Below are 25,958 nucleotides of genomic sequence, written 5' to 3' on the forward strand. Positions count from 1 at the left end.
GGGCGGCTCTCCCCGACCGGCGTGTGACCGGTATAGTTCCCCCATGTCTTATGGGGGCAACGGCCATCTACCGACTCAGCCGATTCAACCGGACGCCGCTCCGCAGTATGTGCAGCAGCCGCCGCACCGGGGCCCGTCCACGGTGCTCCTGGTCTCGATCATCTGCATCACGCTCGCGGTGACCGCCATCGTCGTCACGTTCCTGGTCACCCGGACCGACGACGCCCCCTCGAACGCGCAAGAGACTCCTGGCGCTGTGGTGCACACCGAGATCCGCGAGACCAAGATCCAGACCGAGGTCCAGACGGTCGCCCCGAACGTGCCCGCCGCACCCGCGCCCGCACCGGCGAACAATACGCAAGCGGCACTCCAGGCAGGCGGCTTCGTCTATCCGTGCGACTCCTCTGTGTATCGCCAGCGCACCGGAACCACATGCGAGTGGGCACGCGATGTCCAAAGCGAGATCTCCCGCCGGGGCGGCGGATTCAGCGGAGTCGGCATCTACAGTCGAGGCGCGGGAACCACGATTTACACGAGTTGCTACGACCAGGGCTACTTCTACCAGTGCACCGGACGAAATTCCACGATCGCCGTCGTCAAGTAGTCGATCCAGACATCATTACTGCCCGCAATTCAGCAACTCAGAGCACCGTTCAATTACCACATGTGTTGGGAAGTGCCGCCTTGATCCCCTTCGTTAAGCCCTCGGCATAGGTCTTGACACCAGCTTCACCGATCGGCACCGAACCACCGGCGCCCGGCACCCCGAATTCGTTATACACCCAGGGAATATCCTCCGAGATCAACGCGATCATCGGAATGTTCCCCGGCCACAGTGGAGCTCGACCGTTGAAACTGTTATCGGTTACCAGAACAGGCTGCCCCTCGACCTGAGTTCTCGCTTTCGCGACCGCGGTAGAGTATTGCAGACTCTTCGCAGCGGTAGCCGCATTCTTGAACTCGACGCGAGTGTGCTTCCCATTCGCCCCGACGCCTTCGCGGAAGAGCCCGACCCGCTGCGGAAACACCCTGTGATCGTCCGTGTAGGTGTGAACGCTCACACCGATGTCGGCACCGGCCTTCTCTGCTCTGGTCACTCTCTCACGATAGGTGACGTTCTCGTTCACCGAACGCTTCAGCAGCACGACCTCATAGCCGTCTCGTTCCAGGCTCCGCTTGGTCCGAAGCGAGACCTGCATGGTGTCCTCGTCTTCGGCCCCGTTCGAGTAATCGCGCATCGCGACGCCGGTGATTGGGTCGAACTCGGCGGTCTCGACCGGATTGTGCCCCGGATCGATAGCGACCACCGGAGCCTTGCATCCGTCCCGTTTCACCGATGCACTCAGCACCTCCTTGCTCGTCGGCGAGGAGGATTCCACCGTTTCACCGGCGGTCTTGAACACGGTCACCGTGGCGACACCTGAACCCTGAGGTGCCCCACACGCGGATAACATCCCGACAGCAGCCGCAACGATCGCCGCCTTAGTCGCTTTACTCTGCATTACTCGACCTTCCCCTAGACGATTCGATCACGGGTATACGAACACCACTGCGTTACCCGACCACCCGCCCTGGCAACGCCACAGGTCGATCGGATTGGAGTCACTGATCCGACCACACGACATCGGCAGGGAATCACCGTATTCTGCACTGAAGGCCGATATGTTGCGCGGGCCGGAATTCGGGTTTACTCCGGCGAGCTGCGAGGCGATATTGGTCGCGAATCCGCACGACGTCGTGCTGTATCCGGTGAACACCGCGACCGCTGAACCCGCATCACAGGTCTTGAATATCGTGAGCCCCGCGCCATAGTTTCCTGGCGGAGTCCGAAAATTTGTCGGCGCCTGGGTAACTGCGGCCTGAGTCTGTGACTGAGTGAGCGTCGTCGTCTGCGTATCGGCCGACTGAGGCTCCGCCTGCGACGACGAGTCTGCCGCAGAATTTTTCACGTCGTCGTCGTTCGCGACAAGCATGATGACGATCGCCGCGATAGCGCCGACCACGATGAAAACGGTAAGGATGAGCAGAGGAACCGTCGATCGCTGTGGCGGCGCCGGATAAACCTGGACTGGAACCACCATCGGACCCGAAGACGCCGGGACTCCCACAGGTCCTGAATACGCCGGGACCGATACCGGACCCGACGGAATCGAGGGTGAAGAGGGCCGCTGATCGATGGTCGCATGACCACCCGAACCGATCGCAGTGGCCGCATACGAGGTGGCCGTCTGCGGACCAGAGCTCCCGTGAGGCGGGTTCTTCTCAAGCGGCACCAAGTCTGTTTGCCGAGCCGAGGGCATAGCTGTCGTCGGTCCGAGCACCGGCGGCATCGCACCGTCGTTCCCAGTTCCGAATCGCATCGCCTCACGAGCAGCGGTCACCATCTCGGCGGCCGTACCGTACCGATCGCCGGCCTGCTGTTCCATGCCACGGGCGAGCACCGCGTCGAGTGCCGGAGGAAGCCCCGGACGCACGCTGCTGGCCGGTGGTACCGAACCGATCAGGACGGATTTGAGAATCTCGCTGATCGAGGTACCGCGATGCGCCGGGCGCCCCACGAGCAGCTCGTACAGCACCGTCGTCAACGAGTAGATGTCCGTCGCCGGGGAGATCCCAGTGCCTTCGAACTGCTCCGGCGCCATGTACGCCGTCGATCCGACCGCCGTACCGGTTCTCGTCAATCGATCCGCAGCAGCCGCGTCGCCGGCCACCGCGATGCCGAAGTCCACGAGATAGGCGAAGTTCTCCTCGGTGACGAGGATGTTCTCCGGCTTGATGTCACGGTGAACGATCCCCGCACGATGCGCGGCACCGAGCGCCGATGCCACCTGTCCCGCGATGTCGATCGCGAGGTAGGGGTCGAGAGCGCCCTGCTGCTTCAGCAGATCACGCAATGTCGCCCCCTCGACCAGTCGCATGTCGAGGAAGAGGGTGCCGTCGATGTCACCGTAGTCGTGGATCGGGATCACATGCGGCTCACCGAGCCGCGCCACGACCTGGCACTCGCGCCGGAAACGCTCGGCGAACGTGCCGTCGTCGCCTCCTCGCATCGCGAGCACCTTGAGCGCCACCTCGCGATCGCGCTTCCTGTCGTACGCACGGTAGACGTCACCCATACCGCCCCGCCCGATCAACGCATTGATCCGGTACCAACCGAAGTCGGAACCGACCAGCCCGCCCTGCGAGTCACTCGACATGTCTCTCCCCATTCCCGTTGTCGACGGATTCACACGTCGGCGAATCAGTAGACGTGTACCACAGCGTTGTCACCGCCACGGCACACGATGATCCCGGATTCGGGAGCACAGGACATCGTGTAGTTGAGACCGGTCGCCGGACTGGACGCGACCACTGTCCGAGCATCACCTTTCCGACCTCCCGCCAGATAAGCAGACCGGACGTTTATCGCGAAACCACACGTCGTCACCGGACTGCCGACACCGACGTCCTCATTGCAAGGAGTCGACCACGACGGGGGCGCCGCTCGAGTCGGTTCGATGGTGCTGGTGATGGTCGTCGTCGACGACTGCGCGGAGGCCATGAGACTGTCGGCCGGTCCTCGATACACGAGATAGTAGGCGCCCAACGCGATGAGTACTGCGATCAAGATTCCGATCGCGAAGAGCAAGACGATGTTCGAACGGCTCGCACGTTCCGGCGGAGGGTGGGGCTGCGTGTACCCGACGGGGCCGCTGTACTGCATGCCCACCGGGCCCGACGGATGCACGACCATCGGCCCGGACACCTGCGGCGGGACCTGCGCGTACTGCGTCCCCGCGTACGCCGCCGGATCCACCGGTCCGCTGTACCGTTCCGGCTGCGGCGCGGTGGCGGGCTGCGGCCCGGTGCCCTGCTGCAGGTTCGGGACCGCCGTGGTCGGGTGGACCACGGTCGGCCGCGACGCGGGGACGAACGACGTCGGAGCCTCGCCGGTCAGCGCCGCCCGGGCCGCCGCCCCCAGCTGCGCCGCCGAGGTGAACCGCCCCGCCGGATCCTTCGCCAGCCCGATGGCCAGCACCGAGTCGAGCGCCTGCGGCACAGCGGGGTTCGCCGCGCTGGCCGACGGGACGTCGTTCAGCACGGCCGCCTTGATGATCGAGGTGACGGTGTCGCCGGCGTACGGAGTGCGGCCGGTCAGCAGCTCGAAGAGCACCGCCGACAGCGCGTAGACGTCCGACGACGCCGAGGCGGGCACGTTGTCGAAGAGTTCGGGGGCCATGTAGGCGGTGGAGCCGATCGCCGTGCCCGCCCGGGTGAGCCCGGATTCGGCGCCGTCCTGGGCGATGCCGAAGTCGACCAGGTACGCGAACCCGGTCGGCGTCAGGAGCACGTTCTCCGGTTTCACGTCTCGGTGCACCAGCCCGGCCTTGTGCGCCGCGTCGAGCGCATCGCCGATCTGCTCGATCACCGAGACCGCCTCCTCCACCGGCATGGCACCCCGCCTGCGCAGCGCATGCCGCAGGTTGTCGCCCTCCACCAGGCGCATGTCCAGGTAGAGGGTGCCGTCGATCTCGCCGTAGTCGTGGATCGGGATGATGTGCGGCTCCCCGAGCCTCGCCACCAGCTGACACTCACGGCGGAACCGTTCGGCGAACGTGCCGTCGTCGGCGGTGGTTCCGCCGAGCAGTTTCAGCGCCACCTCCCGGTCACGCTGCGTGTCGAACGCGCGATACACCGCGCCCATGCCGCCCCGACCGATCATCTCGTCGATGCGGTACGGACCGAACACGGTCCCCACCAGATTCTCGTTCATCGCCCCGAACCCTCCCATTGACCCGAACCCTTCCATTGACCCATACCGAGCATCACCAGCACGAGCTGTTTCTCGGCGCGGCGCACCAGCGCCTCCTCCATGCTGGGCCGTCCGGCGCCGTCCAGCAGCTCGGCCACCGCCGTCATCATGATGGTCACGAACATGTCCGCGACGATCTCCAGGTCCTCGGTCTCCCAGTTCGCGAGAGCCGGGAGACGGGCCAGGTCGATCGCCAGTTCCCGGGAGAACAGGCGCAGTTCCGTGCTGATCGCGCGCCGCACCTCCGCGACGCCGCCGTGCTGCTCGCGGATGAGGAAGCGGAACTTGGCCTCGTCGGAGTGCACGTGGCGCAGCAGGATGTTCAGCGATTCGCGCGCGGTCGGCATGCCGCGGCCGGCCAGGTCGCGGCGCCCCTCACGCAGGGCGCGCCGCAGCACCCGCATGGAGTCCTCCACCAGCGTGACGCCGAGATCCTCCATCGAGGCGAAGTGCCGGTAGAACGCGGTCGGGACGATCCCCGCCCCGCGCGCCACCTCGCGCAGCGACAGGCTTCCGAATGAACGGTCGTCCACCAAGTCGATGGTGGTGTCCAGAAGCGCCTGCCGCGTCTGCTCCTTCTTCTCCGCACGGGAACCGCCGGCATCGCCGTCGGCCTTGCCACGCCGCGGTCGACGGCGCGCGCCACCAGCGGAATCGGTCGTTGCAGCCACCCGCTCAGTCTAGGCGGTGATGGCCGACACAGCGGAAACCGTTGCACAGTTCATCGCCCATGTGTCATCGTTGTTTGTGTACAGCCGTTCACTCAAATTCAGCACAGCCCCCAAGGAGCGATCATGGCTCACCGACTCGCCGGACTTCTCGAGAACCTCGTCGAAGCCACCGCCACCCCCTACCCCGTCGACCGCTACCTGGAGTTCGTGAGCCCGATGCTCACCTGGCGCGAGACCCGCGCCAAGGTCGTCCGGCACGAGCGGCGGACCGATCGGACCGTCACCCTCACCCTCGCCCCGACCCGGCAGTGGAAGGGCCACGTCGCCGGACAGTATGTCGAGGTCAGCACGGTCGTCGACGGTGTTCGCCACCGCCGCTTCTTCTCGCCGGCCAACGCCGAGCAGGACGCGCGGACCATCGAGCTGACCGTCACCGCGCACGACGACGGCTTCATCTCCAAGCACCTGCGGGAGAACGTGCGGGCGGGCGACGTCCTGGGGCTGGGCACCGCCGCAGGCGCGTTCACGCTTCCGGCGCAGCGCCCCGAGCACACCGTCCTGGTGAGCGGCGGCAGCGGGATTACACCTGTCATCTCAATGCTGCGCACGCTGGTCGCCGAAGGACACCACAAGCCGGTGACACTCGTGCACTACGCCCGTTCCGCGGACGACGTCCCCTACCTCGCCGAGCTGGAGGCCACCGCCCGGGCGATCGGCAACGTGGACGTACGACTGCACTTCACGCGCACCGCCGACGGAGAACGCTTCGACGGCGGACGCTTCGCACCCGAGCACCTCGACGGCCTCGCCGACGCCGACGGTGCACAGGTGTTCCTGTGCGGCCCGTCGTCGTTGATGACGCAGGTCCGCGAGCACATGGACGCCCGCGGCCTCGGCGACCGCCTGCACAGCGAGGCGTTCACCGTCGACACCGCCCCGGTGATCGATCCGAACCAGCCCATCACCGGCACCCTCACCTACACCGAGTCGGACACCGCCAGCGAGAACGACGGCCGCACCATCCTGGAGCAGGCCGAGGCCACCGGGCTGAACCCCGAATACGGCTGCCGCATGGGGATCTGCTTCTCGTGCACCAAGGTCCGCAAGTCCGGCTGCACGCGCAACATCCTCACCGGCGAACTCGACTCCGAAGCCGACCAGCCGATCCAGATCTGCGTCAGCGCCCCGGTCGGCGACGTCGACATCGAACTCTGAACCGCCCCCCCCCCCGCACACTCTTCTTCCCCAGCCACCGCACCGCCCAGGAGGTCCACGATCATGGCCATCAACATCACCGACTACTTCAAGTCCGACGACGACTCCAAGACCATCGAGGTCAACCTGACCGCCGAGCAGGTGGAGCAGATCGGCAAGGAGCTCGACGACCTGCGCGCCCGCATCGTCGCCGACCTCGGCCAGTCCGATCGCGACTACATCTACGGGATCATCGAGGCGCAGCGGAAGCTGGAGTTCGTCGGCCGCGCCCTGATGTACGTCCCGTTCATCCCGCCGCTGTGGCTGGCCGGGGTCGGCGCGCTCGGCGCGTCGAAGATCCTCGACAACATGGAGATCGGCCACAACGTGATGCACGGCCAGTACGACTGGATGCGCGAGGACACCTACAACTCGCGCGAGTTCGACTGGGACAACGTGTGCCCGGGCGACCAGTGGAAGCACAGCCACAACTACATGCACCACACCTTCACCAACGTCCTCGACGAGGACCGCGACATCGGCTACGGCATCCTGCGCATGGCCCGCGACCAGAAGTGGAACCCCTACTACCTGGGCAACCTGGGTTACGCGTTCGCGCTGATGGTGCTGTTCGAGTGGGGCGTCATGGTCCACGACCTCGAGGTGGAGCAGATCGTCCAGCGCAAGCGCGGCTGGAAGGACATCAAGGGCCTGGTGAGCGGCCAGTGGCGCAAGGCCGGCAAGCAGGTCCTGAAGGACTACGTCCTCTACCCGCTGCTGAGCGGCCCGTTCTTCGCCACCACCCTGATCGGCAACGCCGGCGCCAACCTGATCCGCAACGTCTGGGCGTACTCGATCATCTTCTGCGGCCACTTCCCCACCGGCACGCAGACCTTCACCAAGGAGGAGACCGAGAACGAGACCAAGGGCGAGTGGTACCTGCGCCAGATGCTCGGCAGCGCCAACATCGACGGCGGCGAACTGTTCCACATCATGAGCGGCAACCTGAGCCACCAGATCGAGCACCACCTGTTCCCGGACGTGCCCGCCAACCGCTACCCGGAGATGGCCGAGGAGGTCCGTGCGCTCTGCGAGAAGTACGGCCTGCCGTACAACACCGGTTCGCTGAGCCACCAGCTCGCCTCCACCTGGAGCAAGATCGCCAAGCTGTCGCTGCCCAACTCGTTCACCTCCGACGACAACAACGTGGTGCTGAACATCGAGCGGGCCGGCGACGCCGCCAAGGCCACCCGCTCGGAGAAGGTCGCCTGACACCGCCCCACCACCGAGACGGTCGCGCACGGGCGCGGCCGTCTCGGTATCGTCGTATCCGCAACGCAACGAAGGAGTCGTCGTGGTCGGCAGACTGGAACGCAACAAGGACCTGATCCAGGACGTGGTGGAGAACACCGCGCGCGGGGTCGGGTCGATCGCCTCGATCATCACCGACGCCGTCGCCGACGTGACCCGCGAGATCGGTGACATCGTGACCGACGGTCTGGAGATGCGCGAGGCCGCCAAGGCCGCGAAGCTGGCCGAGCGGACCGAGGAGCGGATCGAGGCCGAGGCCCCGACGTACGACGACGAGCCCGCGCCGGAGCCGGTGACCGCGGAGTCCGTCGACGCGCCGGCCCCGGAGAGCCCCGCCGTCCCGGCCGAACCCGTCCCGACCGAACCCGCCCTCGCCGACCCGGCCGAGCCGCAGTTGGCGGCCGCCCCCGTCGAACCTCAGCTGGAGGCCGCGCCGGTCGTCGAGCGGGAGGCATGACCGCCGCGCTCGACACGCTGCGGACCGTCTTCGGCTACGAGTCGTTCCGCGGCGATCAGGAACAGATCGTCGAGCAGGTGATCGGCGGCGGCGACGCGGTGGTCCTGATGCCCACCGGCGGCGGCAAGAGCCTCTGCTATCAGATCCCGGCGCTGGTCCGGGACGGGTGCGCGATCGTGGTGTCGCCGCTGATCGCGCTGATGGCCGACCAGGTGGGCGCGCTCCGGCAACTCGGGGTGAACGCGGCCTACCTCAACTCGACGCAGGATCCGCAGGAGCGCGCCGAGGTGCAGCGCGCGTACCTGGCCGGCGAGCTCGACCTGATCTACATCGCCCCCGAGGGGCTCAGCCGCCAGTGGACCCGCGACTTCCTCTCCCGCGGCACCATCGCGCTGCTCGCCATCGACGAGGCCCACTGCGTCTCGCAGTGGGGTCACGACTTCCGGCCCGACTATCTGGCCCTGGGCGAACTCGCCGAACTCTGGCCGGACGTCCCGCGGATCGCGCTCACCGCGACCGCGACCGATCTGACCCACCAGGAGATCACCGAGCGCCTGCACCTGCAGAACGCCCGGCACTTCGTCGCCAGTTTCGACCGGCCCAACATCAGCTACCGGATCGAGGCCAAGGACCGCCTGCAGCAGCAGCTGCTCAGCTTCATCCGCACCGAGGGGTTCGACGGCGACGTCCCGCTCACCGGGATCGTCTACGCCCTGAGCCGCAAGAGCGTCGAGAACATCGCCGCGTTCCTGAGCCGGAACGGGATCGACGCCATGCCGTACCACGCGGGCATGGACTCCCGGACGCGCGAGCGGACGCTGCGACGGTTCCTCCGCGAGGACGGCGTGGTGGTGGTCGCGACCATCGCTTTCGGCATGGGGATCGACAAACCGGACGTGCGCTTCGTGGCGCACGTGGATCTGCCCAAGAGCGTCGAGGGCTACTACCAGGAGACCGGTCGCGCCGGCCGGGACGGCCTGCCGTCGGTGGCGTGGATGGCGTACGGGCTCGCCGACGTGGTGCAGCAGCGCCGGATGATCGACATGTCCGACGGCGACCAGACGCACAAGATGGCGCAGAGCCGACTGCTCGACGCCATGCTCGCCCTCTGCGAGACCGCCGACTGCCGACGGGTGCAGCTGCTGCGCTACTTCGGCCAGGAGATCGCCCCCTGCGGCAACTGCGACACCTGCCTAAATCCGCCCGCGACCTGGGACGGGACCGTCGCCGCGCAGAAGGTGCTGTCCACGGTGTGGCGGCTCGACCGCGAGTTCGACGGGCAGCGCTACGGCGCCGGCCACCTGACCGACATCCTGCTCGGCAAGGAGAATGCGCGGATCGCCCAGTTCGGGCACGACCGGTTGTCGACCTACGGGATCGGGACCGAGCTCGACGCGAACGGCTGGAAGAGCGTGGTCCGGCAGCTGATCGCGCAGGGCCACCTGGCGCCCCAGGGCGAGTACGGCGTGCTCACGCTGACCGCCGCCGCCCGCGACGTGCTCTCCGGGAGGGTGACGGTGAGCTTCCGCGAGGAGGCCAAGCGGGTGCGCGCGTCCGGCGGCCGGTCCAAGCGGGTCGCCACCGAGCTGTCCGGCGAGGAGGGGCTGCTGTTCGAGGCGCTCCGCACGTGGCGCTACGCCGTCGCCCAGGAGGCCGACGCCCCCGCGTACACCGTGTTCAGCAACAAGACCCTCGAGGCGATCGCCCAGGTCCGGCCGACGAACGTCGACGAACTCCTCACCGTGTCGGGGGTCGGCGAGGCCAAGGCCGCCAAGTACGGCGAGGCCGTGATCGACGTGATCGCCGACTTCGACTCGCTCTGAGGTGACGGGCACCACGGACCCGTCGAAACGGACTTATTTTACGCACGGGTAAACTCGATCCGCCTTTAAGGTACCGGCGCACGGGCACCGGGTGGCACGCACGCGATCTTCACCGCGCCGTCGACCCCCGCCCCTCCGTGCGGACGCACCCCACCTATATGAATACGGAACAAGAGGTCTACCCCATGTCACGAGTAGCGATCATCGGAGCCGGTCCCAGCGGACTGGCGATGCTCCGGGCCTTCGAAGCAGCCCGCCGGGCCGGCACCGAGGTGCCCGAGCTGGTGTGCTTCGAGAAGCAGTCCGACTGGGGCGGCCAGTGGAACTACAGCTGGCGCACCGGCCTGGACCAGTACGGCGAGCCGGTCCACTCGAGCATGTACCGCAACCTCTGGTCCAACGGCCCCAAGGAGGGCCTGGAGTTCGCCGACTACTCGTTCGACGAGCACTTCGGGCGCCCGACGTCGTCGTACCCGCCCCGCCCGGCGCTGTGGGACTACATCGCCGGCCGCGTCGCCAAGAGCGACGTCCGCGAGGACATCCGCTTCGAGACCGCCGTCCGCTGGGTCGAGTACGACGACGAGACCGGCCGCTTCTCGGTGACCAGCCAGCATCTGGCCACCGGTGAGGACGTGACCGAGGACTTCGACCACGTGGTGGTGGCCAGCGGCCACTTCTCGTACCCGAACTTCCCCGAGGTGCCGGGTATCGAGACCTTCCACGGTCCGGTGATGCACGCGCACGACTTCCGCGGCGCCGAGGGCCTGCGCGACAAGCACGTGCTGGTGATCGGGTCCAGCTACTCCGCCGAGGACATCGGCAGCCAGGCCTACAAGATGGGCGCCGCCTCGGTGACCGCCTCCTACCGGACGTCGCCGATGGGCTACGACTGGCCCGAGGGCTTCACCGAGCGCCCCGCCGTCGAACGTTTCGAGGGCGACGTCGCCCACTTCGCCGACGGCACCGAGAAGCGGGTCGACGCGGTGATCCTCTGCACCGGCTACCTGCACAAGTACCCGTTCCTGCCGGAGGTACTCGCGCTGAACTCCCCGAACAACGTGTACCCGGACGGGCTGTACAAGGGCATCGTCTGGCAGGACAACCCGAAGCTGTACTACATCGGTGCGCAGGACCAGTGGTTCACCTTCAACATGTTCGACGCCCAGGCCTGGTTCGCCCGCGACCTCATCCTCGGCCGCACGCCGATGCCCGACGCCGCCGAGCGCGCCGAGTCGATCGCGCAGTGGCGGGAACGGTTCGCCGCCATCCCGAACGCCTCGGCGGAGATCCGCTTCCAGGGCGACTACGTCCGGGACCTGATCGACCTGACCGACTACCCCGCGTTCGACGTCGACGGCGTGGTGGAGATCTTCCAGCAGTGGAAGCGCGACAAGGCCGGCGACATCATGGGCTACCGCGACTACACGTACACGTCGGTGATGACCGGGACCGAGAGCGTCAAGCACCACACGGCGTGGCTGGCCGAGCTCGACGACAGCCTGGAGCGCTACCTGGGCGACGGCGACGCCGAGTAGTTCTCGGCGGGGGCTTCGACACGGGCTCCTTCGTCGCCCGGCTCAGCCGGCGGACGAAGCCGTTTCTCTCCGGCGGCTGAGCCGGGCGGTCTGGCCGGAGAGCCCGGGAGGCCGGTCCGACTCAGCTGTTCTCTCTCCGACGGCTGAGCCGGGCGGCGAACGCGGTGAGCGCCCGTGTCGAAGCCCACTCGCGTTCGAATCATCGCGCGCACAACCCTGCTCCGGGTTCTCCGCACGCAGTACCGTGAGGCGTTCGGAGAATCTGGAGGCAGCATGACCGACCTGTTCACGCAGGTGGACGACTCGATCGTCGTCGACGACACACCGAAGAGCCGATGGCGGGCCGCGCTGGCGTTCCCCGACCCGGTCAACGAGTACGCCGCCCGCACCACCGCCGGACTGGTGATCGTCCTGGCGGCGGCCGCGATCGCGGTGAACCAGTGGTGGCTGTACGCGCTGCTCGCCGTCGGATTCGCCCTGCGGGTGGCCGGCGGGCCGCGCTACTCCCCCTTCGGCCGGCTCGCGGTGCACGTGATCGTGCCGACCGTCGTCAAGCGGACCAGATCGGTTCCCGGGCCGCCGAAGCGCTTCGCCCAGGCCGTCGGTCTGGTGTTCTCCGCCGTCGCGCTGGGTCTCTCCCTCGCCGGCCTCGGCACGGCCGCCCAGATCGTCACCGGGGCGCTGATCGCGGCGGCGTTCCTGGAGTGCGTCTTCGGCTTCTGCCTCGGGTGCGTGATGTTCGGATTCCTCCAGCGTGCCGGGGTGGTTCCGGCGTCGGCCTGCCAGACCTGCCACCGCGGCTCCTGAGTCGTCCCCGGCCGAGCCGTCCCCCGAACGGACGAAGGGTTGCCTGAGTCCATGACCAGCGAATTCACCGCGCTATCCTGAGAATCGAGTTCGAACCACCGACGTATCGTCACAGCCCACCCGGTTCGGACAGCGAGCTCAGGGGGATGGACCATGACCGCACCCACACCGGTCGGCGCCGGTGACACCACGGATCCGCCGACGGCACCGCGGACGGACCCGCTCGCCGGCATCTCGCCGACCACGAGTGCGTTCCTGCGCACCGTCTACAACCTGTACGAGGACCACGTCCCGATCCGGCGCGCTCGGATCCGCGAGCGGCTGAAGCTGTCCGGCCCCACCGTGACCCAGGCCGTCACCCGCATGATCGACACCGGACTGCTCGAGGTGCGGCACGAGCAGTACCTCACCTTCACCGACCGCGGCCTGCAGGTCGCGGTGATCGCCGTCCGCCGTCATCGGCTGGCCGAACGGCTCCTCACCGACATCCTCTCCCTCCCCCCGCTGCAGGCGCACGGTGAGGCGACGCGCTGGGGCCAGATGATCGGCGAGGAGACCGAACGCGCCATCGTCGCCTCGCTCGACGACCCGACCACCTCCCCCTGGGGCAACCCGATCCCCGGTCTGGAATCGGTCGGCGGCCCGGAGCCGACGTTCGTGGAGCCGGATCTGCTGTACCAGCTGGGCCCGCCCGGAAGCACCTTCGACGCCCTGGTCCGCTCCCTCTCCGAAGACGCGCAGGACGACGAGCAGGCGATCACGGCCCTGGTCGGCGCCGGCATCGTCCCCGGCGCCCAGATCAAGATCACCGTCGGCAAGGACCGGTTCGAGCTGCGCGGCCTGGGCCGGTACGACCTCCCGGTGAAGAACGCCCACCGGGTGCGCGTCGACGTCGTCCGTCCTTAACCGGTTCGTCCGCGGGGCTCGGCGAGCACGGCGACGCGCGTCCCCGGCTCCGGTGCCGGGCCGTCGCCGGGTGCGGCGACGAGCACCTCCTCGTGTCCCGCGCCCGGCACCACCGTGACCAGGCGATGCGCACCGCGGAACTCGACGGCGCGGACCACCCCGGTGACCAGCGCGCCCGGGGTTCCGGCCCGGGCCAGAACGAGTTCGTGCGGGCGGGCGAATCGCTTCGACTCGCCGCCGCCGATCCGGTTGAGTTCGCCGAACAGTTCGCCCACCCGGGCGTCGACGGGCCGCCGGTACACCGCCTCGGGAGCGCCGATCTGCCGGATCCGCCCGTCGAGCAGCACCACCACGCGGTCGGCCGTCGCCAGCGCCTCGACCGGATCGTGGGTCACCAGCAGCGCGGTGGTCCCGGTGATGCGCAGCAGCGCCGCCACCTCGGCGCGCAGCGCCGACCGCAGACCGGCGTCGAGTGCGGAGAAGGGCTCGTCCAGCCCGATCAACGACGGCGACGGCGCCAACGCCCGGGCCAGCGCCACCCGCTGCCGCTGCCCGCCGGACAGTTCCGCGGGACGGCGTTCGGCCACGGCCCGAAGGTCCACCAGGTCGAGCATCTCGTCGATCCGCGCCGCCCGACCGTCGCGCCGACGCAGCCCGTAGCCGATGTTCCCGCGCACGGTCAGGTGCGGGAACAGGGCGCCGTCCTGCGGCACGAGCCCCACCCCGCGGCGCTCGGCCGGGACGTCGCATCCCGGACCGGCCACCGTCCGGCCGGCGATCCGGACGGTGCCGGCGACGATCGGTTCGAGTCCCGCGACGGCCCGGAGCAGCGTCGTCTTACCGCAGCCCGACGGGCCGAGCACCGCGGTGAGCGATCCGGCGGGCAGGTCCAGACAGGCCTCGTGCAGGGCGACGGTGCGGCCGTACCGCACGGTCACCGAGTCCAGGGCCAGGAGCGGTTCGGGTGTCGGGGTCTCGGGCGTCGGGGTCTCGGTCACCGGGTGCCGCCTTTCGCGAACAGGAAGGCCGAGAGCATCGCGGTGGGGAGCGCGGTCACCGCGATCAGCACCAGACCGAGCACCGCGGCCTCGCCGGTCGCCAGGTCGTTGGAGAGACTCCACATGTGTGTGGCCAGCGTCTGCGTGCCGATCGGCCGCAACAGCAGGGTGGCGGGCAGTTCCTTGGCGATGGTGAGTCCCGCCAGCAGGGCGCCCGCCGCGATCCCCGGCGCCACCAGCGGGAGACGGACGCGCAGCAGCGTCTCCCACGGTCCGGCGCCGAGCGTCCGGGAGACCTCGTTCACCCCGCCGGAGGTGGCGTCGAAACCCGCGCGGATCGGTCCGACGGCCAACGGCAGGAACAGCACCGCGTAGCAGGCGATCAGCAGGCCGGGCGTCAGATAGAAGTCGCGTCCGAGCCGGATCCCGACGAAGACGAACGCCAGGCCGACGGTCACCCCCGGCAACGCGTACCCCAGATACGAGATCGCTTCGGCCGTCCCGGCCCCTCGACGACGTGGGCGCGCGGTGAACAACGCCGACGCGATCGCCGGCAGGGTCACCGCCGCGGCGCCGACGAGGGCGTACCCGACCGTCGCCGTCACATCGGGCCACAGCCATTCCACGATCTGCCGCACCGATCGCGCCGCCAGCCGCCGGGACCGCCCGATCTCGCCGATCAGCGCCGCCACCGGGATCACGATCCCCACGACGAGCACACCGGTCATCGCCGTCCACGCCGCCGCCCGCACCGGCAGGCGATGACGTCGCACCGGGGCGCGCTCGGTCGCGGTGATCGGCGCGACGTCGTGCCGCCGGAGCCGGCGCTCGGCTCCGGCCAGCACCAGCGCCGCGGCGATCAGCGCGACGCTGTACACGGCGGGCAGCGTCCGGTCGAAGGACCCGTGGTAGGCGTTGTAGATCCCGACGGTGAACGAGTCGAACCGGACCGACGCCGGTCCGCCGAAATCGCCGAGCGCGTAGAGCGCCACGAGCAGCGCACCGCCGGCCGCGGCCGGTCGCACGCGCCGCAGCGTGACCGTCGCGAAGACGTTCCACGGACCCCGTCCCAGGCTGCGCGCCGCGTCCTCCCACGCGCGCCCCGACGCCGAGAGCGACGCCGCGACCGGGAGCAGCACCAGCGGATAGCAGGCGGCACCGAGCACCAACACCGCCGCCCAGAACCCCTCGAATCCGGGAAACAGCCTGGTCCAGGCGAAACCTGCGACGTACGACGGCACCGCGAGCGGCGCCGCCAGCAGGCCGACCATCAGCGGGCGGCCCCCGACCAGGCGCACCGCGGCCACCGCCAGTCCGACCCCCAGCACCAGAGACACCGAGGTCACCACCCCGGCGAGCGCCACCGTGTGCAGTGCGAGTCGGACGGTCCGCGCCCGCCAGAACAGGTGTCCGGCGTCGTCGGCCTCGAACACCCGGATCACCAGATAGCTCAGCGGCACCGCGATCAGCAGACAGATCGCGGCGACCACCGTGGTGAGCGCGGTCTTCGACAGCCCGGCCGCACTCACCCGGAGAGGGGCTACAGCGCCCCCACTTCCGTGAGCAGTTTCTCGGTGCCGTCGAGATCGGCGAGCTCGTCCAGGTCGATCGCCGGCGGCGAGAGCTCGTTCAGTCGCGGCAGACCCGGAACGTCGAGCGGCACGTCGACGGCGATCGGGTACTCCCCGGTCTCGGAGGCGAAGTAGCGCTGCGAATCGTCGTTCAGCAGGGCCCGGACCACGTCGAACGCGGCCTCCTTGTCCTCGGCGCTCTTGAGCACCGCGACGCCGGCGACGTTCACCAGGCCGCCCGGATCGTCGGTGAAGAAGTGCAGGCGCGCGGGCACCCCCGCCTCGCCCTTCTCGGCGACCGCGGCCGCCCAGTAGTAGTGGTTGATCAGGCCGGTCGCGACGGTACCGCTGTTCACCGCATCCAGGATCTGGCCGTTCTTCTCGAAGGTCTTCGGTTCGTTCGCGAGGAACTTCGTCAGCCAGTCGCGGGCGCCGTCGTCACCGCGGATCACCCGCAGCCCCGTGACGAACGACTTGAACGACGCGTTGGTCGGCGCATACCCGATCTGCCCCTTGAACCGCGGATCCAGCAGTCCGTCGATCCCGGCGGGCAGGTCGGCCGCGGACATCTTGCCCGGATCGAAGGCCAGCACGCGCGCACGTGCGGTGACCGGAGCCCAGTCGTTGTCGCTGGGCCGGTACTTGGCGTCGACCACCTCGGTGATGTCGGTGGGCAGGGTCTCCAGGAGTCCGGCGTCGGCGAGTCGTCCGAGTTCCCCGGCGTCCTGCGCGAAGAAGACGTCGGCCGGCAATGCCTCGCCTTCTTCCAGGATCTGATTCGCCTTGCGGTCGTACGAGACGTTCAGCTCGATCCCGTCGGAGTCCAGACGCGAGACGAGCGGCCCGACCAGTTCCTCCGACCGCCCGGAGTACAGGGTCACCGCCCCGCCGTCGTCGCCCGAGCCGCAACCGGCGAGCACGCCGACGGCCGTCACCATCGCCGCCCCGACCGCCAGGAGCCGCCTTGATCGCTTCATGCGCTTTCCCTTCGCTGATATCGCACAGAACTGTGCAAATCAGACGCTACGCAGCGCACGGCGAGTGAGGCGAGCATCGCCTAAGCCAACCTTAAGCTTCGCCCCTTCCGGGAACACCGCGTCTGTCGTTACCGTTCGCCGCATGAAATTCAAGCAAGGCTCGCCTAAACATCAGGTTCTCGTGTTCGCCGTGTTCGGGCTGATCGCCGCCCTGGTCCTGAGCGGTTGCGGCTCGTCGACCGACACCGGGGACGGCGCCGCAGCCGGATCCGTCACCGTCACCGACATCGCCGGTCGACAGGTGACGTTGAAGGCGCCGGTCGAGCGGATGGTCCTGGGTGAGGGGCGGCTCCTGTACCTGACGGCGCTCCTCGACAAGGAGGACCCGATCTCCGGCGTCGTCGGCTGGCCCGACGACCTCAAGAAGACCGACCAGGCCACCTTCGACAAGTACGAGGCGAAGTTCCCCGAGATCGATCGGATCCCGGAGATCGGCTCGTTCACCCAGGGCACCGTCTCCCAGGAGAAGGTGATCGACCTGCGGCCCGACGTCGTGATCATGACCAAGGACAACTACAAGGGCGCCCAGGAGATCGGCGCCGTCGCGACGCTGGAGAAGGTCGGCATCCCGACCGTCGTCGTCGACTTCCGTGACGAACCGCTCAAGAGCACCGTCCCCGGCATCGAACTGCTCGGCAAGATCACGGGCCGCGAGGCGCAGGCCGCCGCGTTCACCGAGTTCTACGACGCGCAGATGAAGACCATCACCGATCGCGTCGCGAAGACGAGCACCCGGCCGAAGACCTTCCTGTACACCGGCGCGGGCCTCTCGGACTGCTGCAGCACCTGGGGCGATGCCAACCTCGGCTCGATCGTGAAGTTCGCCGGCGGCGAGAACCTGGGAACCGAGATCATGCCGGGCGCCAAGGGCAGCGTCGCCGAGGAACAGGTCTTCGCCAGCAACCCCGACATCATCATCGTCACCGGCTCGGACTGGCGGAACCAGGACAAGAAGCGCGAAGACGTCTCGTACGTGAACCTCGGCTACGAAGCCGATCCCGCCCAGGCCCGCAAGCAGACCGACGCGCTGATGCACGAGCCGGGCTGGGGCGATCTGGCCGCGGTGAAGCAGGGCCGCACGCACGCGCTGTGGCACCAGTTCTACACCTCGCCGTACAACTTCCTGGCCGCCCAGCAGATCGCCAAGTGGCAGCATCCGGAGGCCTTCGGCGACGTCGATCCGACGCAGAACTTCCGTGAGCTGCACGAGAAGTTCCTGCCGGTGGAGTACAGCGGCACGTTCTGGACCCAGTCGTGACGGCCACCGCCGCCCCCGGGACGGCGAAGGACGTCGCCCCCGGTCTCGCCGCCGCCCGGGTCTACCGCGGGATGACGGTCCGCAAGCTCACGATCCTCGTCGGTCTGACGGCGGCGCTCGTGGTGTCCGTCCTCCTCGACGTGGCGCTGGGACCGTCCCGGCTCGGCCTCGGCGAGACGGTGTCGACCGTCTTCGATCCGGCGGACGCCGACGTGGTGGCGCACGCGATCGTGTGGGACATCCGCATGCCGATGGCGATCATGGCGGTGGTGGTCGGCGCCGCGCTGGCCGTGTCCGGCGCCGCGATGCAGACCATCCTGAACAACCCGCTCGCCGAACCCTTCACCCTGGGCATCGCGGCGGCGGCCGGCTTCGGCGCGGCCACCGCGATCGTGTTCGGGACCAGCGTGATCGCCGTCAGCGGCCTGTTCATCACCGCCGCCAACGCCTGGTTCTTCGCGATCCTCGCGTGCCTGGTGATCCAGGGGCTGAGCCTGATCCGCGGCGCCACCTCGGAGACCATGATCCTGCTCGGCATCGCGCTGGTCTTCCTGTTCAGCGCCCTGCTCGCGCTCCTGCAGTTCGGCGCCAACGAGCAGCAGCTCCAGCAGATCGTGTTCTGGACCATGGGCAGCATGACCAAATCCGACTGGCCGCGGGTGCTGATGGTGCTGGTGGTCCTGGTGACGGTGATGCCGCTGTGCGCCCGGGTGGCGTGGAAGCTCACCGCGCTGCGCATGGGCGACGACCGGGCCGCCAGCCTGGGCGTCAACGTCAGACGGCTGCGCCTGTCGGTGCTGCTGGCGGTCTCCGTGCTCGCCGCCACCGCCGTGGCCTTCGTCGGCACCATCGGCTTCGTCGGCCTGGTCGGTCCGCACGTCGCCCGCATGCTCCTCGGCGAGGACCAGCGCTATCTGCTGCCCGGCGCGGCGATCTGCGGGGCCCTGCTGCTGTCGATCACCTCGATCGTCAGCAAGCTCATCATCCCCGGCGTGGTGATCCCGGTCGGCATCATCACCGCGCTGATCGGCGTCCCGTTCTTCATGGGAATCATCTTCTTCCGTCGGCAGAGGATGTGGTCATGAGAATCTTCACCGAGGATCTGCGCTTCTCGTATCGTTCGCGCGAGGTGCTGCGCGGGATCGACGTCGACGAGGACCGGCCGGGCGAGCTGACCGCGCTCATCGGGCCGAACGCGGCGGGCAAGTCCACGTTCCTGCGCTGCCTGGCCGGTCTGCACAGCGGCACCGGGACGGTGGCGATCGGCGGCAGGCCGATCTCGGCGATCCCCCCGCGCGAACGCACCCGGACGGTGAGCTACCTGCCCCAGGACCTGCCCGGCGCGGCCGCGCTCACCGTCTTCGAGGCGGTGCTCGTGGCCCACCGGCAGACGCGGCCGGGCTGGCGGCTGCACGACGACGATCTCGCCGCGGTCGGATCGATCGTCGACCGCCTCGGGCTCACCGGGCTCGCCGACCGGAACCTGGGCGAGCTCTCCGGTGGCCAGCGCCAGCTGGTGGCCGTCGCCCAGGCCCTGGTGACCGAGCCGGAGGTCCTGCTGCTCGACGAGCCGACCAGCGCGCTGGACCTGCACCACCAGCTCGAACTGCTCACCCTGGTCCGGGAGCTGGCGCGGGAACGGAACATGTCGGTGCTGATCGCCATCCACGATCTCAACCTCGCGGCCCGGTTCGCGTCGCGGATCCTGGTGCTGCACCACGGGTCGGTGACCGCGGCGGGCACCCCGACCGAAGTGCTCACCGCGGAGATGCTGCGCACCGTGTACCGCGTGCACGTCCGGGTGCTCGACGACGAGGGGATCCCCCTCGTCGTTCCGCTGGAGCACCTGCCCGCGCCGGAGGCCGTCGCATGACGGAGAACGACGTGAAGGCCTTCATCGAGGCGCACTGGGACGCCCGCGCGGTCCGGTTCGACGAGGGGCCGACGCACGGACTGCACTCGGACGCCCAGCGGGCGGCGTGGTCGTCGCTGATCCGGACCTGGGTGGGCCGGACGCCGACCGACACCCTGGACGTCGGCTGCGGCACCGGTTTCTTCGCGCTGCAGCTGGCCGCCCTCGGGCACCGCACCGTCGGCGTCGACCTGGCCGAGACAATGCTCGCCCTGGCCCGCGAGAAGGCGGCGAAGGCCGGGCTCGACACGGTGTTCCAGCGCGGTGACGCCGAAGAGCTGGAGTTCCCCGATCAGTGCTTCGACCTGCTCACCGCCCGCCACCTGATCTGGACCCTCCCGGATCCGGCGAAGGCGCTGCGCGAGTGGGCCCGGGTGCTGCGGACCGGTGGGCGCGCGGTGCTGGTCGAGGGCGTCTGGGCGGGCCTCACCGAGGCCGACTACCACCTCCCGGTCCGCGACCGGCTACCCATGTACGGCGGCCGGCCGGCCCGCGAGGTGGGCGAACTGGCCCTGGCGAACGGCTTCACGCACGTCGAGGTCGAACCCCTGACGTCGGCCGATCTGTGGCTCGCACCGCAGTCGGGCGACCGCTACGCCCTGCACGCGTGGACGTAGCGCCGATGTTGCTTAACCAGGGCTTAAGCCGGTTATGCCGGACCGGTGGGGCTCGGCGAAGATGGTGTCCATGCAGGGGCGGATCCGACTGATGGCCACGGTTTCATGACACAGGTGACACCGACCACCGGTTCTTTCTTGAGAATCATCTACAACCTCCAGGAAGATCGGATCCCGGTCCGCCGCGCCCGGATCCGCGAGCGCCTCGGCCTCGCCAGCCCGACCGTCACCCAGACGGTCAACCGGATGGCCGACAGCGGACTGCTGCGGTTCGGCCGCGACCAGTACCTCGAACTGACCGAGACCGGGGCGCGGGAGGCCGTCGTCGTGGTCCGGCGCCATCGCCTCGCCGAACGCCTGATGACCGACGTGCTGAAGATGCCCGCCCAGCAGGCCCACGCGCAGGCGATCACCTGGGGCGGCATGATCGACGCCGACACCGAGCGGGCGATCATCGACGTGCTCGACGACCCGCGGCAGTCGCCGTGGGGCAACCCGGTGCCGGGCCTGGACGAGTTCGGTCTCACCTGCGATCCGCGGCCGGAGCCGTCCTCGCTCCTGCAGATCGGCCGCCCCGGGACCACCGTGTCCGGGACGGTGCGCTCGATCTCCGAAGACGCCCAGGACGATCCCGCGCTCGCCGCCTCGCTGGTGGGGGCCGGGATCGTGCCCGGCGCGCACATCACGGTGCGCATCGGCACCGACTGCTTCCAGCTGCTGGGCTTGACTCGGTACGACATCCCCGTGACGCTGGCTCACGTGGTGAAGATCGACGTGCCCCAGAACGGATGACGCCGGACGGCATACCGGCGCAGCGCCGGGTCCGTACCGTCCGAGTGCAGTTGACGCTGGTCTCGTCGCTGCTGGTGGCGGTGGCGCTCGCGATCGCGGGGGTCAGCATGGCCGTGGCGCTGAACCATCTGCTGACCAACGCCGCCGACAGCGCGGGCACCGCGCGGGCTGAGCACATCGCGGCCACCCTCGCCAAGGGCGGACTCAAGTCCGTCACCGGCACCATGCTGATGCCCGCGGGCGACGTCGACGTCGTGCAGATCGTCGACGCCGACAGCGAGGTCCTGCGCGCCTCGGCCATCGAGCACGACGAGCCCCTCGCCCCGCCCGTCCCGCCGGGCGAACTCGACCACGTCAACGTCAGCGACGACCGGTTCGACGACCACTACCGTTCGACGGTGATCGGCACGTCGACGCCCCGCGACGGCGACCTGACCGTGCTGGTCGCGTTCAGCGCCCGCCCGATCGACCAGACGGTCATCATCGTCGTGGTCCTCTGCTGCCTGATCTTCCCCTTCGTGGTGATCGCGATGGGCTGGCTCACCTACCATTTCGCCGGCCGCGCACTGCAGTCCGTCGAGGACATCCGGGCCCACGCGGCGGAGATCACCGGAGGCGACCTGTCCCGCAGGCTCCCGGTCCCCGAGGCCGACGACGAGATCGCCGCGCTGGCCACCACGATGAACGAGATGCTCACCCGGCTGGAGAACGCCCGGCTGCAGCAGTCGAGGTTCGTCAACGACGCCTCGCACGAGCTGAACAGTCCGCTCACCTCCATCCTCGGCATCGTCGAGTTCGCGGCGAGCAGCGACTCCGGCATCGACGCGGCCACCGTCTCGTCCCTGCTTCTCCCCGAGTCGCTCCAGCTCAAACGCCTGATCTCGGATCTGCTGTTCCTCGCCCGCGCCGACGAACACGGCGTCCCCAAGAACGACGTGGCCATCGACCTCGACGACATCATCGGCAGCGAGGTGACCCGGCTGCGGCAGACGTCCGGTCTCCGGGTGGGCGCCGACATCGTCGCCGCCCGGGTGGTCGGCGACCACGCGCAGCTCACCCGGGCCTTCCGGAACCTCGGCGACAACGCGATGACGCACGCGGAGTCGGCGATCGCGCTGACCATGTCCGTCGACGACCACGCCCGCGAGGTGACCGTCCTGGTGATCGACGACGGCCCCGGGATCCCCTGCGAGGACAGGGAGCGGGTCTTCGAACGCTTCGTGCGGCTCGACGACGCCCGCGTCCGCCGGGCGGGCGGCTCCGGGCTGGGCCTGGCCATCGTCGCCGAGATCGCCCAGGCGCACCACGGCCGGGTCGGCCTGCGGCACGTCGAGCAGGGCACGACGATCGCGTTCACCCTCCCCCTCGACGGCGGCTATCCCCCGTCGGCGTCGAGCCGGTAGCCCACCCCGCGCACGGTCTCGATCGCGCGGCGGCCGAACGGCGCGTCCACCCGTTGCCGCAGGTAACTGATGTACACCTCGACGATCTTGTCCGAGCCGGAGAAGTCGGCCTCCCACACCGCGTGGACGATCGCCGCGCGCGTGAGGGCGACGCCCTTGTTCCGCATCAGGTATTCGAGCACCGCGAACTCCCGCGGGGTCAGCTCGAGTTCGGTGTCGCCGCGGCGCGCGATGTGCGCCGCCGGGTCGAGGGTGAGATCGCCCGCGGTGAGCACCGCGGGCCGGATCGGCGCGGCACGGCGCGCCAGCGCGCGCAGCCGCGCGAGCAGCACCACGAACGAGAACGGCTTGGTCAGGTAGTCGTCGGCGCCGAAGTCGAAGGCATCGGCCTGGTCGTACTCGCCGTCCTTCGCCGTCAACATCAGCACCGGCGTCCACACCCCGGCGCGGCGCAGATCGCGGACCACCTCGTAGCCGTTGCGCTTCGGCATCATGATGTCCAGGATGATGATGTCGTACGGGCGGTTCATGGCCCGCTCGAGCGCCGCGACGCCGTCGGGCACCACCTCCACGACCCAGCCCTCCGAGGCCAGGATCCGGCGGACCGTCTCGGCGACCTTGTCGTCGTCGTCCGCGAGCAGGATCCTCATCGCGGCACCACCGCCCGGATCGGACTCCCTCCAGCGACCGGGCTCAATCCAGCAGCCCCAGCGCGATGCCGTCGAGGATGTCGGTCTCGGAGACGACGAGCTCGTCGATGCCCGCGCGCCGCGCGAACTCGGCGGCCAGCGCGAGGGTCACCAGCGCTCCCCCGCCGATCACGTCGACGCGGCCGGGGTGCATGGGCCCGAGTTCGGCGCGCTGCGCGCACGGCATGGCGATCAGGTCGCGGCAGACGCGCTCGAGGTCGGCCAGCGGGATGCGCGAGAGGTGGATCCGCGCCGAGTCGTACTCGGTCAGGCCCAGGTGCAGCGCGGCCAGCGTGGTCAGCGTGCCGGCGACGCCCACCCAAGTGCGGGCCCGTTCGACCGGCACCGCGGCGAAGGCCGGCGCCAGACGTTCGGCGACGAAGGCCTCGGCGGCGGCGATCTCGGCGGCCGTCGGCGGATCGGAGTGCAACGCGTGCTCGGTGAGGCGGACGCACCCGATGTCCGCGGAGAACGCGGCCTCACTCGTCACCAGTTCGGTGCTGCCGCCGCCGAGATCGGTGACGAGGAAGGTGGTCTCGACTTCGCTCGACCAGCGAGAAGTCTCTCCCCGATCGAGAGTCTCCCGCCGATCGAGCGAAGCCCCTCGCCGATCGAGCGAAGCCCCTCGCCGATCGAGCGGAACCCCTCGCTGATCGAGCGGAGTCGAGATCAGATCGCCCACCGCGCCCCGGAACGAGAGGCGCGCCTCCTCGTCGCCGCTGATCACCTCGGCGACGGCGCCGGGCACCACCCGCCCCAGCAGATCGGCGGTCATCGCGAAGAACTCGTCGCGGTTGCTCGCATCGCGGGTGGCCGAGGTGGCGACCATCCGGACCCGTTCCACCCCGTGCTCGCCCATCGACTCGACGTAGTCGGCCAACGCCGCCCGGGTCCGTTCGACGGCCTCCGGCGCGAGCCGCCCGGTGGCGTCCACGCCCTGACCGAGCCGCACGATCACCATGTCGCGCCGGATCTCGGTGAGGCCGCCGCGACCGTCGTCGTCGGCGATCAGCAGGCGGATCGAGTTGGTGCCGCAGTCGACGGCGCCGACGCGGGTCATGCGGGGTCCGTGAAGGTGGGCCAGTCCGCCGGGATCGCGCTGCCGCGCAGGCCCTCGTCGTCGGCCAGGAGTGCGACGGCCTCGTCGCCCAGCGGGTTCAGCCCGGGGCCCTTGGCCAGGGAGTGCGCCACCAGCACGTGCAGGCATTTGACGCGGTCGGGCATGCCGCCGCCGGTGAAGTCGGTGCCGAGCGACTCCAGGGCGTCGCGCTCGGCCAGGTAGCTCTCGTGCGCGACGCGGTAGCCGGCGGCGAGCTCGGCGTCGTCGTGCAGGCGTGCCGTCATCGCCCGCATCACGCCCCCGGACTCCAACCGGCTGCACGCGCTGGTCAGCCTCGGGTCGGTGAGGTAGTAGAGCGTGGGGAACGGGGTGCCGTCGGGCAGGCGCGGCGCGGTCTTGACGACGGCGGGCAGCCCGTCGGGCGTGGTGTAACTGATCTCCAGCACCCCCCGCGGCTCCCGGCCCAACTGGGCGGCGACGATGTCGAGTTCGGCTCGGCTGATGCTCACTTATTTCTCCGGCGGTGTGGACACCGCATCCCACAGATTCGAATACCAGGGGTTGGCGGCGTATTCGCGGGCCGCCTTCTCTTCTGCCTGCCGGCGCTCCTTGGCCGGGAACTGCAGCACGACGACCTTCTCGCCGGGCATCCGGAACTGGAGGCGACTGCGCGCCTCCTGCTCGATCCAGGCGGGGTCGTTCTGTTCGGTGACGCGCTTCTGGAGCTCGTCGACCTCCTGCGCCAGCTGGGCGTTCTCCGCTTCCAATCGGTTGAACTCGGCGCGCTGCGCGAGGTACGTGCGGGTCGGCACCGCCAGCGTCAACGCCAGCAGCACCAGCACCGCGAGCAGCCCGATCGCGCGGCGGGCGTTGACCGAGGCGATGCGCTCGAACACCGCGGGCATCCGGAACGACGCCGCCGACGGCAGCCGCATCGTCGAGTCCGGGGCCGCGTCGTCGCACGTGTCGAGCGACGACGCGACCGGCTCCGCGGCATCGGCGGCGGAACGGGCCCGGGGTCGGCGGGGTGCGGGACGGGAGGTCCCGGGGGTGCGCGGACGCCCCGTGGCCCTTCCCCGGCCGCCTCGCCCGGACTCGTTCTTCACCATGCTGCTAGCTCAGCAC

25 protein-coding genes are annotated in these 25,958 nt (G+C 69.2%); 14 read left to right on the forward strand and 11 right to left on the reverse strand.

Annotation, left to right across the window (positions count from 1 at the left end; all coding sequences use genetic code 11):
* Positions 1-43 precede the first annotated feature (43 nt).
* Entirely contained in the window at positions 44-604 is a 561-nt protein-coding gene (locus QM809_RS18975) for a hypothetical protein (RefSeq protein WP_415047404.1), read from the forward strand.
* 49 nt (positions 605-653) lie between these two features.
* Here QM809_RS18975 and QM809_RS18980 read toward each other — a convergent pair whose 3' ends face one another.
* The 4 genes from QM809_RS18980 to QM809_RS18995 all read right to left on the reverse strand — a co-directional run bounded on the left by QM809_RS18980 (position 654) and on the right by QM809_RS18995 (position 5,346).
* Entirely contained in the window at positions 654-1,409 is a 756-nt protein-coding gene (locus QM809_RS18980) for an N-acetylmuramoyl-L-alanine amidase (RefSeq protein WP_415047405.1), read from the reverse strand.
* Positions 1,410-1,529: 120 nt separating this feature from the next.
* The gene (locus QM809_RS18985; RefSeq protein ID WP_415047406.1) at positions 1,530-3,197 is read right to left on the reverse strand and encodes a serine/threonine-protein kinase; all 1,668 of its coding nucleotides are present in this window, start codon (positions 3,195-3,197) and stop codon (positions 1,530-1,532) included.
* A gap of 44 nt (positions 3,198-3,241) precedes the next feature.
* Positions 3,242-4,753 (reverse strand): protein kinase domain-containing protein, encoded by a 1,512-nt coding sequence (locus tag QM809_RS18990; RefSeq protein WP_415047407.1) that lies wholly within the window; start codon positions 4,751-4,753, stop codon positions 3,242-3,244.
* Positions 4,750-5,346 (reverse strand): TetR family transcriptional regulator, encoded by a 597-nt coding sequence (locus tag QM809_RS18995; protein ID WP_415047459.1) that lies wholly within the window; start codon positions 5,344-5,346, stop codon positions 4,750-4,752. The genes QM809_RS18990 and QM809_RS18995 overlap by 4 nt, the downstream gene beginning before the upstream one ends.
* A gap of 240 nt (positions 5,347-5,586) precedes the next feature.
* On the opposite strand from QM809_RS18995, the gene QM809_RS19000 reads away from it, so the two are divergent.
* The 7 genes from QM809_RS19000 to QM809_RS19030 all read left to right on the forward strand — a co-directional run bounded on the left by QM809_RS19000 (position 5,587) and on the right by QM809_RS19030 (position 13,496).
* Positions 5,587-6,678 carry a ferredoxin reductase gene (locus QM809_RS19000; protein ID WP_415047408.1) on the forward strand — a complete coding sequence of 364 codons (1,092 nt, stop codon included), beginning with the start codon at positions 5,587-5,589 and terminating at the stop codon, positions 6,676-6,678.
* Between the two features lie 63 nt (positions 6,679-6,741).
* A complete protein-coding gene (locus tag QM809_RS19005) occupies positions 6,742-7,929 on the forward strand; it encodes a fatty acid desaturase family protein (RefSeq protein WP_415047409.1) in 1,188 nt (395 codons plus the stop codon).
* Between the two features lie 82 nt (positions 7,930-8,011).
* The gene (locus QM809_RS19010; RefSeq protein WP_415047410.1) at positions 8,012-8,425 is read left to right on the forward strand and encodes a hypothetical protein; all 414 of its coding nucleotides are present in this window, start codon (positions 8,012-8,014) and stop codon (positions 8,423-8,425) included.
* Positions 8,422-10,248 carry a DNA helicase RecQ gene (gene recQ / locus QM809_RS19015; protein WP_415047411.1) on the forward strand — a complete coding sequence of 609 codons (1,827 nt, stop codon included), beginning with the start codon at positions 8,422-8,424 and terminating at the stop codon, positions 10,246-10,248. The genes QM809_RS19010 and recQ overlap by 4 nt, the downstream gene beginning before the upstream one ends.
* 185 nt (positions 10,249-10,433) lie before the next feature.
* Positions 10,434-11,783, forward strand: a complete 1,350-nt coding sequence (locus tag QM809_RS19020; RefSeq protein WP_415047412.1) for a flavin-containing monooxygenase — start codon at positions 10,434-10,436, stop codon at positions 11,781-11,783.
* A 273-nt stretch (positions 11,784-12,056) separates the two neighbouring features.
* Positions 12,057-12,590: a DUF4395 domain-containing protein gene (locus tag QM809_RS19025; protein ID WP_415047413.1), complete on the forward strand. Its 534-nt coding sequence runs from the start codon at positions 12,057-12,059 to the stop codon at positions 12,588-12,590.
* A 153-nt stretch (positions 12,591-12,743) separates the two neighbouring features.
* Positions 12,744-13,496, forward strand: coding sequence for a metal-dependent transcriptional regulator (locus QM809_RS19030; protein WP_415047414.1), 753 nt, complete (start codon positions 12,744-12,746; stop codon positions 13,494-13,496).
* Here QM809_RS19030 and QM809_RS19035 read toward each other — a convergent pair.
* The 3 genes from QM809_RS19035 to QM809_RS19045 are packed head-to-tail and all read right to left on the reverse strand — an operon-like array spanning position 13,493 to position 17,042.
* Positions 13,493-14,494 carry an ABC transporter ATP-binding protein gene (locus tag QM809_RS19035; RefSeq protein ID WP_415047415.1) on the reverse strand — a complete coding sequence of 334 codons (1,002 nt, stop codon included), beginning with the start codon at positions 14,492-14,494 and terminating at the stop codon, positions 13,493-13,495. The genes QM809_RS19030 and QM809_RS19035 overlap by 4 nt on opposite strands.
* Positions 14,491-16,023 carry an ABC transporter permease gene (locus QM809_RS19040; protein ID WP_415047416.1) on the reverse strand — a complete coding sequence of 511 codons (1,533 nt, stop codon included), beginning with the start codon at positions 16,021-16,023 and terminating at the stop codon, positions 14,491-14,493. Before QM809_RS19040 ends, QM809_RS19035 begins: the two co-directional genes overlap by 4 nt.
* Positions 16,024-16,034: 11 nt before the next feature.
* Positions 16,035-17,042, reverse strand: a complete 1,008-nt coding sequence (locus QM809_RS19045) for an extracellular solute-binding protein (protein WP_415047417.1) — start codon at positions 17,040-17,042, stop codon at positions 16,035-16,037.
* 142 nt (positions 17,043-17,184) lie between these two features.
* On the opposite strand from QM809_RS19045, the gene QM809_RS19050 reads away from it, so the two are divergent.
* From QM809_RS19050 to QM809_RS19075, 6 genes are all read left to right on the forward strand, one after another.
* Complete coding sequence (locus QM809_RS19050; RefSeq protein ID WP_415047418.1) at positions 17,185-18,360, forward strand: ABC transporter substrate-binding protein; 1,176 nt, start codon at positions 17,185-17,187, stop codon at positions 18,358-18,360.
* The gene (locus QM809_RS19055) at positions 18,357-19,445 is read left to right on the forward strand and encodes a FecCD family ABC transporter permease (protein ID WP_415047419.1); all 1,089 of its coding nucleotides are present in this window, start codon (positions 18,357-18,359) and stop codon (positions 19,443-19,445) included. The genes QM809_RS19050 and QM809_RS19055 overlap by 4 nt, the downstream gene beginning before the upstream one ends.
* Positions 19,442-20,233: an ABC transporter ATP-binding protein gene (locus QM809_RS19060; RefSeq protein ID WP_415047420.1), complete on the forward strand. Its 792-nt coding sequence runs from the start codon at positions 19,442-19,444 to the stop codon at positions 20,231-20,233. Before QM809_RS19055 ends, QM809_RS19060 begins: the two co-directional genes overlap by 4 nt.
* Entirely contained in the window at positions 20,230-20,889 is a 660-nt protein-coding gene (locus QM809_RS19065; protein WP_415047421.1) for a class I SAM-dependent methyltransferase, read from the forward strand. Before QM809_RS19060 ends, QM809_RS19065 begins: the two co-directional genes overlap by 4 nt.
* 105 nt (positions 20,890-20,994) lie before the next feature.
* Positions 20,995-21,681 (forward strand): metal-dependent transcriptional regulator, encoded by a 687-nt coding sequence (locus QM809_RS19070; RefSeq protein ID WP_415047422.1) that lies wholly within the window; start codon positions 20,995-20,997, stop codon positions 21,679-21,681.
* Positions 21,678-23,084 carry an ATP-binding protein gene (locus tag QM809_RS19075; RefSeq protein ID WP_415047423.1) on the forward strand — a complete coding sequence of 469 codons (1,407 nt, stop codon included), beginning with the start codon at positions 21,678-21,680 and terminating at the stop codon, positions 23,082-23,084. The genes QM809_RS19070 and QM809_RS19075 overlap by 4 nt, the downstream gene beginning before the upstream one ends.
* Here the strand turns inward: QM809_RS19075 and QM809_RS19080 are convergent.
* The 4 genes from QM809_RS19080 to QM809_RS19095 are packed head-to-tail and all read right to left on the reverse strand — an operon-like array spanning position 23,057 to position 25,942.
* Complete coding sequence (locus QM809_RS19080; protein WP_415047424.1) at positions 23,057-23,734, reverse strand: response regulator transcription factor; 678 nt, start codon at positions 23,732-23,734, stop codon at positions 23,057-23,059. The two genes, QM809_RS19075 and QM809_RS19080, sit on opposite strands and share 28 nt — an antisense overlap.
* A 43-nt stretch (positions 23,735-23,777) precedes the next feature.
* The gene (locus QM809_RS19085) at positions 23,778-24,833 is read right to left on the reverse strand and encodes an exopolyphosphatase (RefSeq protein WP_415047425.1); all 1,056 of its coding nucleotides are present in this window, start codon (positions 24,831-24,833) and stop codon (positions 23,778-23,780) included.
* Positions 24,830-25,342 carry a DUF501 domain-containing protein gene (locus tag QM809_RS19090; RefSeq protein WP_415047426.1) on the reverse strand — a complete coding sequence of 171 codons (513 nt, stop codon included), beginning with the start codon at positions 25,340-25,342 and terminating at the stop codon, positions 24,830-24,832. The genes QM809_RS19085 and QM809_RS19090 overlap by 4 nt, the downstream gene beginning before the upstream one ends.
* Positions 25,343-25,942 carry an FtsB family cell division protein gene (locus tag QM809_RS19095; protein ID WP_415047427.1) on the reverse strand — a complete coding sequence of 200 codons (600 nt, stop codon included), beginning with the start codon at positions 25,940-25,942 and terminating at the stop codon, positions 25,343-25,345.
* Between the last annotated feature and the right edge of the window lie 16 nt (positions 25,943-25,958).

It is taken from the genome of Gordonia sp. (in: high G+C Gram-positive bacteria), from assembly GCF_047600385.1.
In the GTDB taxonomy this organism is placed as follows: Bacteria; Actinomycetota; Actinomycetes; order Mycobacteriales; family Mycobacteriaceae; genus Gordonia.